This window comes from Dietzia aurantiaca (assembly GCF_021033825.1).
Classification (GTDB): domain Bacteria; phylum Actinomycetota; class Actinomycetes; order Mycobacteriales; family Mycobacteriaceae; genus Dietzia; species Dietzia aurantiaca.
Map to the genome: position 1 here is coordinate 1 of NZ_JAIFXZ010000016.1, position 12,823 is coordinate 12,823.

Here is a 12,823-nt window from a genome sequence, read left to right on the forward strand (position 1 = left end):
CAGAGCGGTGGAATTTTAAGTGAATCAGGTTTACTTAAAACCCGCCAATAAATACTGCTCAAAGGCACCACCGCTCCCCTCGGCCAACAAACGCTCCCGAACTTGGAGATAACTTGCGAAGGTCAGCTTCGAAGCGGAGATATCGACCCACGCCGGCATCTTCGAAGCCTGCGCGAGCATAACGTCGACTATTCCGACCGCAAACGCCCTCACCTCGTCAAGGGTGGTTGCATCCCGGGACTGCCATTCAACGTATTTTTTAAGTGCGCTATTCCTCACCTGGCGAGAGAGATACCCCCCGCGAAAACTTGAAGACTGAAGCGGCCCCTTCGTCGCAGGGATTTGACGTGGCTGAAGTATTTCCCGACAAAGGAAGTCACCAACCGACCGATCACCGTCGAGGCGGCCATTTTCGTTTAGATCTCCGGCGTCCAAGTCAATGACGTTTAAGACCCTGCCCTCCGAAAGTGAAAACTGGGCGATTGATAGCGCCGCCTCAGCCGCCTGGCTAGCCTCAGGCGGCTCGTGCCGTAGCGACCCAGCTACGGAATTGAGAAGACTTCCTAGATTGCCTTCAAGTTCCGGCGCACAGCTTTGGTTCGCACCCACGCGTTCGTCAAAAAGAGCGCGAAGCCCCTCTTTTACCGCCTTATTCCTCGCTGCGGGAGTGGTGAATTTTCCGCCCTGTTCAATCGAATTCATAACACCGCCAATCCACGGGGCTTTATGCTGTCTTCCGTCCGGGCCATTGCCTTGACCAGAGCTGATCCGACTGCCTTGGCCAATGGAACCGGAACAGCATTACCTATCTGGCGATATATGGACGATCGTCCGCCACACCATGACATATCCAAAGAGAACCCCTGGACCATGGCAGCTTCTTGGTAGGTGAGCCTTCTCGCTCCGGCGACAATCCCGCGTCGAGGCGCACCACCCGCGAGCAAATATGCATGGTAATCAGGCACAATATTGCCCCCGTCCAACCACGGAGTCTTATTGCCGCCCATAGACGCGAGCAGCGTAGGTACGAGGCCATCTGGATTAATAGGGCGACCTCCGCCATTCCAAAGGTGCCCATCCCACGGCGAGGGCCGCAAATCCGGGCTCTTCGCGTAGGTAATTATGGCATTGTTGAGATCACCAATCGGTCGCGACGCATCCAAAACTTCTCGCGCAGCAACCCAGGCCCGGGAGGTATCAGCACCATGCGTGGGTTTAGGCCACTTGAAATTAGATTTTCGAGTGCCCACGACGAATAGTCGTTGTCGACGTTGCGATACACCAAAATCCGCTGCGTGGAGAATTTTCCAAGTCACAAGGAACCCCAACTCGCGGAATTTTTCAATCGCCCTCTTCAGGACTGGCAACTGAGTGCCTCGCGCTAACCCCGGTACGTTTTCCATTAGAAACGCTTCTGGCATCACTTCACTAACGACCCTGACGAATTGAGGAATCCCGTCACGATCATCGGCTACTCCTCGACGCAGGCCACCGAGAGAGTATGGCTGACATGGAGGCCCTCCCGCCACCACTGCAATTTCGCCTTTCAAAGAACGAAATGAGTGCCGTCCTACGTCGCCTTCGAATAGCTCAAGTGAGCTCTGAGGAAGGCGTGATAGATGTGATGATTTATACGTTTCGAGAGCATCGTTATCCATCTCTGATGCGCCCACTACCGTCAATCCTGCCGACGCCATCCCTTGACTGAGCCCTCCAGCCCCCGCAAAGAGATCCAGAGTAGGAAAATCAACCACAACAATCACCAGATCCTTCGACATTTCGGCCCCTGGCAGGTCAGGATGCCACAGGGGTACGACAAATACCCGTGCGCACATCTGATCGATGCCTACCTCAAGAGTATGCAGGCGAGACCGACCGATCCAGCCCCCGGGGACCAGCCTAGAATCGACCAAGCATAGTATCGTTAGCTCACAGGCCACCGGGGCCGTTGATCCTGGCGGACGGTGACGTCGATGTTGCGCGGGGACGCGGTGGTGCCGATCGGCGATGCTGAGTCCGTGGCGGAACTGTCGCGCGCGTGGTCTGTGATTGGGCGAGCCGGCTCAAACTGTTGCCCGGCTCGCGTACGTGACGGGTCGGCTTCGTAGTCGTCATTGATTCTTCCCGACGACCGCCACCTACCGTCCCTTTACCTCCGGCCGGCAGCTCACCATCAGGTCGATCCGGCCGCTCTGCACAAGCTTGTCGTCGGCGCCGAAGAGTTCGAAGCGCCGCTCCAGCACGCCCGTCTCCCCCGATGACGTGAGGCGAGTCCCCGTGATGGTGATCTCCGCACGCACCGTGTCCCCCGCCCTGATCGGCAGGTGGAACCTCCAGGCGTCGATCCCGAGCAACGCCACCGAACAGCCGTCGAACACCCCCACCCGCGACGCGAGGCCCAGCAGGACCGACAGGCCCAGCATCCCGTGCGCGATCGGGCCCCCGAAGCGCCCCTCCGCGGTGGAAACGGCGTCCGTGTGCACGGGATTGGTATCCCAGCTCCACCCGGCGAACGTCACCAGGTCGGCCTCGGTGATCGTGCGCCCCTGTGTCCGGAACACCTGCCCCTCGGAGAAGTCCTCGAAGTACCAGTCGGTGGGCATCTTCGGCGTTGTGGTCATGGGTGCGCACCTCTGCTCTGCCCGGCGCCTCGGCTGTCGCGGACGCGAGCGTCGTCGATTGGTTTGGCCGCGAGTGTTCCACGGCGCGCCGCCCGTTACCGCGAAAGTGGGGGCGGCACCTGCTCCCGGGGCTGCGGTGACTCCATGCCCGCGGGGCACGCGCCCGGAACGGCCGGGGCATCGGCGGACCGGTCGCAAACCCACTGGCGGGCTCCTAGCGTGGCTGGTGCTTGAACCGGCTACCCAGGGAGTTCTCCATGATCGACAAGGAACAACTCGATCGTTTCTATGGCACGGTCGTCTACGACAGTTCGGGAGAGAAGATCGGCAAGCTCAACACCGTCTATCTCGACGACCGCACTGATGAGCCCACGTTCGCCACCGTCTCGACCAGCATGCTCGTGACAACCGAGAGCTTCGTGCCGCTGCGGGGCGCCCGCGTCGACGGCAGCGAGATCCACGTGCAATTCACCAAAGAACAGGTGAAGAACGCACCGCGTGTGGAAGTCGGCCGCGATCTCACGCCCGCCGAGGAGAACCGCCTGTACGAGTACTACCAACTCGACGGCGGCGGCACGGACGCGGCCGGATCAGCCCGGCCGGCCGGACCGGCACTGGAGGCCGAACGCGCGCGGTTGCGCAAACACGACCACCGGCGTGGAGACGACTGAGGGCCCGGACGGCCAGCCCGCCTCATCGCGGGCTCATCCACGTAGCAGGAACTCCCGCGCCTGGCGCTCGAAGGCCTCCTTCTGCTCGATCATCACCCAGTGCCCGCAGTCCGGCAGGATGTGCACCTCCGCGTCCGGCATGAGGCGCATCGGCATGATCGCCATGTCCACCGGGGAGACGCGATCGTCACGGCCCCAGAACAGCAGCGTCGGCGCGGTGACGTCGGCCAGGTCGAAGGAGACCTCACCGCGGGAGACCTTGGCGATCGCCGCCGGGTTGTAGAGGGACTTCATCGACTCGATGACACCCGGCTCGTTGACCTGCGCCCACCGTTCTTCCAACAGCTGCTCGGTGACCAGAGCCTGATCGAAGACCATCGACCGCAGCCACCGGCGCAGCGCCGGCTTGTCCGGCTCGGCCAGAAAGTCCATCAGCAGGCGGATCCCCTCCGCCGGGCCCGGGCTGAACAACGTGGTGCCGACACCGCCGATGCAGATGAGTCGATCCACGCGGTCGGGCTGCTTGGCCGCCAAGCCGGCGCCGACGATGCCGCCCATCGAGTTCCCCACGATGCTCGCCCTGTCGATACCCAGGTGGTCGAGGATCTCCACGCAACTGTTCCGGGCGTCGACCACAGGGTGGCCGCCGCGCACGTCACTGATGCCGAATCCGGGAAACTCCAGGACGATGCAGCGGAACTCGTCAGTGAACGCGCCGACGGTCTCCGAGTAGTTCCGCCAGCCCGTGACTCCCGGCCCCGAACCGTGCAGGAACAGCACCGGCCTCCCTTCGGGATCACCCAGAACCCGGTAACCCAGACGGCCTCCGGGGACATCAGCGAACCGGACATCAATGCTGCTCATGAGGACTCCAGTGGATCGGCAACCCGGCCAGCGGATCCGGGCCGGTGGGAGGCATCCTCGTCGTCGTCGTCCCGTCCCCTCCCGGGCGTTTCCGCTCAACGGAAACCCCCACCCCCTCACCTCCCACTCACCGGACTACAGTGACCCTCATCACAGCGCGACGTCCCCGCTTCGCGCGGCGTGAACGGAGAGACACAGTGACAACTGCTACGACCCAGCCGGACTCCCTCACCGGCATTCTCGACAGAGTGGACACGATCCTCGACGCCATCGCGACCGAGGGATCCATGAACCTCACCGAGATCTCCAAGGCCACCGCACTTCCCCGCACCACGGTCCACCGACTCCTCGAGCAGATGGTGGCCCGGCGGTGGGTCCTGCGGATCCGCAACGAGTACGAGATCGGCGTCCGCCCCTTCCACCTGGGCACCCTCGCCCGGCAGGGCCACTGGTACTTCCGCCTGGCCCGTCCCCACCTCGAGGCCATGCACGAACGCACCCGCCTGGTGGTGCACCTCGGCTACCTCGACGGCACCGACGTGGTGTGGTGGGACAAGGTCGGCGACACGCGACTCAGCGTGGTCCCCACCTACGTCGGCGGCCGGCATCCGGCATTCAGAACCGCGGCCGGCAAGGCGCTCCTGGCGTCCGAGGGATCCGACTACCTCGACGAGCACTTCGCCCCGCGGCTCGAGCTCACCACCCCCGAGAGCCTTCACACCCGCGAGGAACTCCGAGCCGAGATCGGCGCTGTACAGGACGACGGCCTGGCCTATTCGCGCGGCGAACTCCTCCCCCACCTCGCCTGCGTGGCCACTCCCGTCACCGTACGACCGGTCGCGACAAGTGACGGGCACCAGACCAACACCGCGGTCTCGGTATGCGGCCCGCTCGACCGGGTCGAATCCGACAAGACGCTCATCCAGGCGCTGCGCACGTGCGCGATGGGCATCCTGGCCGACATCTCCCATTCCCCCAAGGCCCCCAAGGACTAGCCGCTTTCCGACCACCGGAAATCGCCGCCACGTGACGCGGATCACGCTCCTACGGTGTGGCCCACGGTCACAGAACGAAGGGAGCCCCTGATGACCCAGACCCCTGTTTCCCCGAACGCCGATACCGCGATCCGCGAGATCGAGAGCGCCGGCAACCCCACCCGCTTCGCACGTGGCTGGCACTGCCTCGGCCTGATCGACCAGTTCCGCGACGGCAAGCCCCACCAGGTCAAGGTGTTCGGCACCAGCCTCGTCGTCTTTGACACCTCAGACGGGCTCAAGATCCTCGACGGTTACTGCCGACACATGGGCGGCAACCTCGCCAAGGGCACCATCAAAGACGACTCGATCGCCTGCCCGTTCCACGACTGGCGTTGGGGCGGCAACGGCAAGTGCACAGCCATCCCCTACGCCAAGCGCGTACCGGTGGCGGCCAAGACCCGCGCCTGGCCGTCCATGGAACGCAACGGCCAGCTGTTCGTCTGGCACGACCCGCAGAAGTCACAGCCCACCGCGGACGTCACCATCCCCTACATCGAGGGCTGGGACGAGGGAGAGTGGAGCGACTGGTCCTGGCAGACCTTCCTCGTCGAGGGCGCGCACTGCCGCGAGATGATCGACAACCTCGTGGACATGGCGCACTTCTTCTACGTGCACCTGGTGTCCCCCAAGTACTTCCGCAACATCTTCGAGGGCCACATCGCCACCCAGATCATGCACAGCCAGACCCGGCCCGACATCGACCCGGACCAGTCCTATGGCGACTCGGACACCTATCTGAGGTCCGAGGCCAGCTACTACGGGCCGTCGTACATGATCAATCCACAGCAGCTCACCCTCGGCGGCAAGGACGTCGAGGCCGTGCTGATCAACAGCCACTACCCGATCACCGAGAACTCCTTCCTCATCAACTTCGGGATCGCCACCAAGCACCGCCTCGGCGTTGACCCCGTCGAAGCCAAGGCGGCCGCCGACGCCATGACCACCGGGCTCGCCTACGGGTTCGGACAGGACGTGGAGATCTGGCGCGACAAGGCACGGATCGACAACCCGCTGCTCACCGAGCAGGACGGCCCCGTCTACCAACTGCGCAGGTGGTACGAGCAGTTCTACGTGGACGTGGAGGACATCCAGCCCGACATGGTCGAGCGAGTCGAGGTGGAGATCGACACCGACCACGCCGTCGCGCACTGGGAGACCGAGATCGCGGCGAACCTCGCCGCGATGGGCCGCTGATGGCACGCACCACGCCCTTCACGTGCCCCCGATGCTCCACGTGCGTCGAGGTCACCAAGTTCTCCCGAGAACACACCCTCACCCGCTGGATCGACGGGCACGCCAGATGCCCCGAGCTCGACGTCGAGCCGGAGCGCTTCGGCACCGGGCGATGCGAATCCCTGACGCGGGCCGTCCGAGCCGCGTTCGACGACGGGCTGATCGAGGCCCGCGAGAGGGTCGCCGGCACCTGAGCCGTCGCGAAGAGGCGAACGTCCCGCACACATCACCGTGTGCGGGACGTTCGTTCGTCGAGCATGTGTGGCCCTTCGAGCCGCCGATGACGAGAGAAGGTCCGTGCCCGGCCCTCCCGGACACATCATGCGCCGCTTCCAGAGATGGCGGCACCGACGTTCCAGGAGTCGGCCGCTGGCGTCGAGGTGGGCGATGGCGTCGGCGTTCCAATCGACGTGATGATCGAACGCGAGCGCCATGTTCGCCAGGACACCCGGTCCTCTCCTACCTGGGCAACAAGTGCCCGACCGGATTCTCACTCGCGTGCGTGGCCGCGATCCACCCGAACACCATCGCTGGTCCGATGGTGGCGCCGGGGCCGGCGTAGTCGTGGCCCATCACCGCCGCCGAACAGTTGCCCGTCGCGTAGAGGCCGTCGATCACCGAGCCGTCCTCGCGCAGGACCCGCGACGACTCGTCGCACCGGAGCCCGCCCTTGGTACCCAGGTCACCGGCGACAACGCGGATCCCATAGAACGGTCCGTCCGTCACCTCGTCGAGCACCGGGTTGGACAGGCTGTCGTCGCCGTAGTAGCGGTCGTAGGCACTCTCACCGCGTCCGAAGTCCGAGTCGCGCCCGGAGCGGGCCAGCTCGTTGTACCGCGCCAGTGATAGATCCACCTGCTCCGGTGGCAGACCGATCGACCGCGCCAGCGCGGCGGGGGTGTCCGCGCGGTGCACCAGACCACTTCGGTACCACGCCTTGGGGAACGGCTGTCCGGGCATGATCCCGCCGAACTGATATCGACGCTTCGCGGTGGCGTCCATGATGAACCAGACCGGATCATGCCCGCCCTCGATCTGCGTATGGACGAAGTTGACGTACGGCGACGCCTCGTTGGTGAACCTCCGACCGCTGCCGTCGAGGATCAACGCCCGCGGAATGGCCCGCTCCGAGACCAGACAGACCACTGAATCGTCGGGGAGCCGAATGGCGGGCATCCACCACGCGTCGTCCATCAGTGCCAGATCCGCGCCCACCGCCGTGCCCGCGGCATGCCCGTCACCGGTATTCGACGGGGCACCCGCACTGAAGTTCTCCACCCCACCGGCTGGCAGGTGCTGCGACCGCAGGTTGTCATCGAACTCGAAACCGCCCGTCGCCATCACCACTCCGCGGGTCGCCCGGATTCTGTGCGCCACCCCGTGGCGCACGATCTCCGCCCCGATCACGTCGCCGTTATCGCCTGTCACCAGCGCCGAGAGCGGCGACCCAAGCCAGAGTGGTACGCCCTGGTCCCGCAGAGCCAGTCGCAACCGGGTGACGAGCGCCGTGCCGAGCGCCACGATCTTGCGCCGCCGGAACAGCCCCGTCGCCATCCGACACGCGGCCGTCAGCGCCATTCGGCGCCCCTCGCCGGTGCGCATCATCATGGTCATATCCCGGAATTCGCGCTGCGTCATCCACAGTCCCGGCGGAATGGCGAGGTCGGCTTGACGAAGCCTGTCCGCGTCCTCCCCCAGCTCCAGGATGTCGATCGGCTCGGGTTCGACCGACCGTCCATCCGGGCGGCCACCGGGATTCTCCGGGTGGTAGTCGCTGTAACCACTGCACCAGACGAACCGCATGTGCTCGCTGGCCTCCTGCAGGAAGCGGAACGCATCGGGCCCGGTCTCCACGTAGGCGCGCAGTCGCTCCTCCGGCACTACGCCGCCCGTGATGCTTCTGAGGTACTCGAGTACCGAATCCGCGGGGTCGACGATCCCCTCGGCGGCCAGTACCGGGTTGTTGGGGATCCACACTCCACCGCCGGACAGCGCCGTGTTGCCGCCGTACACGTCGGCCTTCTCCACGATCATCGTTGACATTCCCCGCGCCGCTGCTGTGAGAGCGGTCGTCATCCCACCAGCTCCGCTGCCCACCACCAGCAGGTCGACCGTCGTGTCCCATTCCTGATGCGCCATGGCTTCTCCTCATCTCCCGTCGGAACATTCGCAACCTAGGAGAAGTGACGTGAGTCACGCAGGCGTCTATTCCGCTGATCGGAATGGTCAATCGAGTCGGTAGACCCGCCGCGCATTCAGCCCGAACAGCGATTCCTGATCAGCGAGCGCAAACGGGGCCGCGGCGGCGCGATACCCGTCGTAGAGTCGGTCGAACTCGCCGTACATGCGGTCCACCGGAAAATTACTGGCGAACATCGCACGCCGTGGACCGAAAACCTCGAGGCACCGCTGCACCCAGGGCTCCTGAACGGCGGCATCGAGGGTGTGCAGGGTCATCCCGAGCCCCGAAATCTTGCAGTGCACGTTCGGTAACTCGCCGAGTAGGCCCAGGCCGGTCGACCACGATCCGAAATCGTCGACGGAGATCGGCCAACCGGCATGCTCGAGAACCACGGTCAGGTTCTCGTACGCACGCAGGGCCTCCGCCCAAAGAGGCATCGAATGCGGGTGTGCGACGAGGTCGAAGACCAACGAATGCATGGCCAGGTAGGCCAGTAGTCTCGCGGTGCTCCGAGCTGAGGGATCCAGTCCACGCAGAACCCGGATGCCGCGGAAGAGCGGGCTGCGACGCTGACTGTCCAATTCGGTTTCGATCCGTGCCCAGCCCGCGTCGGGAGTGACGGTTCCGATCGCGGCGGCCGGGTGGCCGTCGACGCCGGCCACCCGGTCGAGCCATGTCAGCTCGTCGAGGTGGGAGCCACGGCGGCTGGTCGCCGAGACATGCACGAGCGCGGTCACGTCGAACCCGGCACTGTCGGCCAGGTAATCGGCCGCGGTGTAGTCGTGAGCCATCCGTCGAAGGTCGCCCAGCGTGGACGGCCGGGACGGGTCCGGCTCCTGCATCAACGGGTACCAGCGCCGAGTCGACGGCAACCAGAAGTGGACGTGGGGATCGACAATCGGAATCTCCGTCATTCGAGCGAGCGTCCTGCGCTCAACTCCGACCGGCAAGCCAACCATCCGGTGAGCGGACAGGCACGGGTCGCGTCCGCGGCAGGGACTCTCGAGCCCGGCGCTGCACTCCTGGGGGACTTCCGACGAATTAGCCCGCGTCCACGGGTTCGCTGTTCCATTCCACGATGCGCCAGCCAACGTCCGGCGATCCTTCCAGAGTCACGATCCCAGCGTTGCGCAAGGTGTCTGCTCCCCAGATGTCAAGGTCGTGTCCAGGATCGTTGAGCAACGTTCCGAGCATGATCGACGCGGAGTGCGCATACACGACACTGTTGTTGTTCCCGCTTCGGTAGATCTCCTCCAACGCACCATTGAATCGCGCCCGGAACTCATGTCCGCTCTCACCTGGTTCGTCGAACTCGGCGTTCAAATTGCCGGCACGCCATCCCCCCAGCACCTCGGCCAACACGTCAGTGACCTCGGCCTGCGGAATCCCGTCGAGACCGAACTGGATCTCTTTGACCCCGTCGATGACGTCGACCTTCATGCCCTCCTCCCGTGCGAGATATTCGGCGGTCTGCTGGCTGCGAGGCATCACCGACGCGTAGATCGCCTCGAAGTCGCGGTCGGCGAGGTCGGTCGCCACGTCAGCCGCCTGCCGGTGACCGAGTTCTGTGAGCAAAGGCCCCGGGACCGACGTGTTGATCACCTCGCTGACATTGCCGAACGACTCCGCATGTCGAACGAAGCTGATGGTGATCTCCCGGCCATCGCCCGATGAGCTCCCCGGCGCAGAGCTGCCCAACGATGAGGCCTGCGCGGCACCTCCCCCGGTGACGACAACCACCGCGATGAGGGCGCCTGCGAGGCGCGCCCGGGACCGCCTTGGCCTAACAGGCAATGCAGAAGCAGATTTCATGAGAATTGCACTCCTTATGGAATGGATCGTGGCCGAGAGAAACCGCGGGAACCGACCGCACCTCTCCGTGACGTGGGTCACGTTCGCGACGTTACGGCGGCGGGCACAAACCCGGCTGTTGTGTATCCCGCTGGATGGAAGAGTTGCGTTCCGGTATGCGGTCAGTGCTTTCGCCGAATGTGGTGCGTCGCCACCACGTTTTCCACTCTCCGGGAATCGGCCTCCGTGATCTGCGCCATGGTCGCTACATTCGGGGCCCACTACGCACGGACGGATGTACTCAGACCACAGCAGCTCACGCAGCGCGATAGAGGCGCCGCGGTCAAGGCACCGACATCCGCCGCACGAGTCGGCCGGACTTCCCCGATCGACGCCGCCCCTACCGAGAAGGAAGCCATGCCTGCACCCGACGTCAGGAACGTCATCGAACGCTATCTGGCGACTGTCGCCAACGGTTCGGCCGCCGAGGTGGCTGCGCTGTATGCCGAGGACGCGACCCTGGAAGATCCCGTGGGGTCGGATGTGTACCGGGGCAGAACTGCGATCAAGGAGTTCTATAAGGGTCTCGAAGGCGCTCAGCTCACCACTACATTGCACGTTGCACGCGTGTGCGGACTGGAAGCGACGTTTCATTTCCGCGTGGTCACCGAAGCCGGAGACAAGAAGTACGTCGTGGAACCCATCGACGTCATGACGTTCGACGACACCGGCCAGATCACGTCGATGCGCGCGTTCTGGGCGCCGGAAGACATGACCACCGGTTCCTGACCCCGAACAGCCTGAATTCCCGCAGATGACGAACAGTCATCCGCGGCCATCTACTCAGCGTCCGTTAAATCACGAGGAATGAGATTCGATGCCAGTCAATTGGACGGAAGAATACGACGTGGTGGTCGCCGGCTCCGGCGGCGGAGGAATGTCGGGAACCTACACGGCGGCCCGTGAAGGGCTTTCCGTGCTTCTCCTCGAGGCCTCCGACAAATTCGGTGGCACCACCGCCTACTCCGGCGGCGGCGGAATGTGGTTCCCCTGCAATCCAGTGCTCCAACGCGCCGGCACGGACGACACCATCGACGACGCCCTCACCTACTACAGGGCAGTCGTGGGCGACCGCACGCCGCAGGAACTCCAGGAGACCTATGTCAGGGGTGGTGCCCCACTCATCGAGTATCTCGAGAAAGACGACAATCTCGCGTTCGAGATGCTGCCGTGGCCCGACTACTTCGGTAAAGCCCCGGGAGCGCGGCTCGATGGACAGAGACACACCATGCCTTCTCCGCTTCCGGTCTCAGAGGCCCCGGAGCTGCGCGACATCGTGCGCGGGCCGCTGGATGTGGACCGGCTCGGCGCGAGCACTCCCGACGACTACTTCGTCGGCGACCGTGCTCTCGTGGCGCGTTTCCTCAAAGCCATCTCGGCTTATCCGGACGCGACCCTCAGCCTGAACAGCACGCTCGTCGAGCTGGTCACCGAGGGCGGCCGAGTCACCGGCGCGATCGTCGAACGCGGCGGCGAGACCGTGGCCATCCGCGCCCGCAGGGGAGTACTGCTCGCGGCGGGCGGTTTCGAGGGCAACGAGGAGATGCGCGCGCGCTACGGCGTCCCCGGACTCGCGCGCGACACGATGGGCCCGGCGAGTAACACCGGCAAGGCACATCAGGCAGGAATGGCCGTTGGCGCGGACACCGACCTCATGGACCAGGCGTGGTGGTCTCCGGGGCTCACACATCCCGACGGCCGGTCGGCGTTCGCGCTCTGGTTTACCGGAGGCATCTTCGTCAACCAGAACGGCGAGCGATTCGTCAACGAGTCGGCCCCGTACGACCGTCTCGGCCGAGCCGTCATCGATCAACTCGACGACGACGCTCTCTCACTGCCGTTCTGGATGATCTACGACGACACCGAGGGTGAGATCCCGCCGGTCAAGGCAAGCAACGTCTCGTTCGACGAGACCGAGAAGTACCGCGCTGCCGGACTCTGGCACACCGCGGAGACCCTCGACGAACTCGCCACGAAGATCGACGTGCCCGCTGACGCTCTGATTGCCACGGTCGAGCGCTTCAACTCGATGGTCGACAGAGGCTCCGACGAGGATTTCGGCCGCGGCGACGAAGCCTACGACCGCGCGTTCTCGGGTGGCGAACTCCCCTTGACGGCCATCACGCGCGGCCCGTTCCATGCTGCGGCGTTCGGCATCTCCGACCTGGGCACCAAAGGCGGCCTGAGAACGGATTCGCACGCTCGCGTGCTTGATTCCGCCGGCACGGTTATCCCGGGTCTTTACGCCGCAGGGAACACCATGGCCGCACCGAGTGGCACCACCTATCCCGGCGGCGGCAACCCGATTGGCACGTCGATGCTGTTCAGCCATCTGGCGGTTCGTGACATGGTCGACGAGTAGCG

At 64.5% G+C, this 12,823-nt stretch carries 13 protein-coding genes; 6 read left to right on the top strand and 7 right to left on the bottom strand.

The genetic code is table 11. The features are described 5' to 3' along the window. Positions 1-30: 30 nt before the first annotated feature. The 3 genes from K3888_RS14825 to K3888_RS14835 all read right to left on the bottom strand — a co-directional run bounded on the left by K3888_RS14825 (position 31) and on the right by K3888_RS14835 (position 2,621). Positions 31-702, bottom strand: a complete 672-nt coding sequence (locus K3888_RS14825; RefSeq protein ID WP_230931055.1) for a hypothetical protein — start codon at positions 700-702, stop codon at positions 31-33. Then, a complete protein-coding gene (locus tag K3888_RS14830) occupies positions 699-1,778 on the bottom strand; it encodes a DNA cytosine methyltransferase (RefSeq protein ID WP_230931056.1) in 1,080 nt (359 codons plus the stop codon). Before K3888_RS14830 ends, K3888_RS14825 begins: the two co-directional genes overlap by 4 nt. Positions 1,779-2,138: 360 nt before the next feature. Then, positions 2,139-2,621, bottom strand: a complete 483-nt coding sequence (locus tag K3888_RS14835) for a MaoC/PaaZ C-terminal domain-containing protein (RefSeq protein WP_230931057.1) — start codon at positions 2,619-2,621, stop codon at positions 2,139-2,141. Positions 2,622-2,878: 257 nt separating this feature from the next. Between K3888_RS14835 and K3888_RS14840 the strand changes: the two genes are divergently transcribed. Next, on the top strand, positions 2,879-3,292 hold the full coding sequence (locus tag K3888_RS14840; protein ID WP_230931058.1) for a PRC-barrel domain-containing protein: 414 nt from the start codon (positions 2,879-2,881) through the stop codon (positions 3,290-3,292). A gap of 33 nt (positions 3,293-3,325) precedes the next feature. Here K3888_RS14840 and K3888_RS14845 read toward each other — a convergent pair whose 3' ends face one another. Next, positions 3,326-4,156 (bottom strand): alpha/beta fold hydrolase, encoded by an 831-nt coding sequence (locus tag K3888_RS14845; RefSeq protein ID WP_230931059.1) that lies wholly within the window; start codon positions 4,154-4,156, stop codon positions 3,326-3,328. Positions 4,157-4,353: 197 nt separating this feature from the next. On the opposite strand from K3888_RS14845, the gene K3888_RS17920 reads away from it, so the two are divergent. From K3888_RS17920 to K3888_RS14860, 3 genes are all read left to right on the top strand, one after another. Then, positions 4,354-5,151, top strand: coding sequence for an IclR family transcriptional regulator (locus K3888_RS17920; protein WP_230931060.1), 798 nt, complete (start codon positions 4,354-4,356; stop codon positions 5,149-5,151). 90 nt (positions 5,152-5,241) lie between these two features. Beyond that, the gene (locus K3888_RS14855) at positions 5,242-6,387 is read left to right on the top strand and encodes a 3-ketosteroid-9-alpha-monooxygenase, oxygenase component (protein ID WP_230931061.1); all 1,146 of its coding nucleotides are present in this window, start codon (positions 5,242-5,244) and stop codon (positions 6,385-6,387) included. Continuing rightward, positions 6,387-6,620 (top strand): hypothetical protein, encoded by a 234-nt coding sequence (locus tag K3888_RS14860; RefSeq protein WP_230931062.1) that lies wholly within the window; start codon positions 6,387-6,389, stop codon positions 6,618-6,620. Before K3888_RS14855 ends, K3888_RS14860 begins: the two co-directional genes overlap by 1 nt. 265 nt (positions 6,621-6,885) lie before the next feature. On the opposite strand, the gene K3888_RS14865 is transcribed toward K3888_RS14860, so the two are convergent. The 3 genes from K3888_RS14865 to K3888_RS14875 all read right to left on the bottom strand — a co-directional run bounded on the left by K3888_RS14865 (position 6,886) and on the right by K3888_RS14875 (position 10,348). Then, the gene (locus K3888_RS14865) at positions 6,886-8,565 is read right to left on the bottom strand and encodes an FAD-dependent oxidoreductase (protein ID WP_230931063.1); all 1,680 of its coding nucleotides are present in this window, start codon (positions 8,563-8,565) and stop codon (positions 6,886-6,888) included. Positions 8,566-8,652: 87 nt separating this feature from the next. Further along, the gene (locus K3888_RS14870; RefSeq protein ID WP_230931064.1) at positions 8,653-9,522 is read right to left on the bottom strand and encodes an amidohydrolase family protein; all 870 of its coding nucleotides are present in this window, start codon (positions 9,520-9,522) and stop codon (positions 8,653-8,655) included. 127 nt (positions 9,523-9,649) lie between these two features. Further along, entirely contained in the window at positions 9,650-10,348 is a 699-nt protein-coding gene (locus tag K3888_RS14875; protein ID WP_230931065.1) for a histidine phosphatase family protein, read from the bottom strand. A gap of 468 nt (positions 10,349-10,816) precedes the next feature. Here K3888_RS14875 and K3888_RS14880 point away from each other — a divergent pair, with 468 nt between their 5' ends. Together K3888_RS14880 and K3888_RS14885 are read left to right on the top strand one after the other, a co-directional pair. Further along, positions 10,817-11,188 carry a nuclear transport factor 2 family protein gene (locus K3888_RS14880; RefSeq protein WP_230931066.1) on the top strand — a complete coding sequence of 124 codons (372 nt, stop codon included), beginning with the start codon at positions 10,817-10,819 and terminating at the stop codon, positions 11,186-11,188. A gap of 88 nt (positions 11,189-11,276) precedes the next feature. Continuing rightward, the gene (locus tag K3888_RS14885) at positions 11,277-12,821 is read left to right on the top strand and encodes an FAD-binding protein (RefSeq protein ID WP_230931067.1); all 1,545 of its coding nucleotides are present in this window, start codon (positions 11,277-11,279) and stop codon (positions 12,819-12,821) included. Positions 12,822-12,823: the final 2 nt, after the last annotated feature.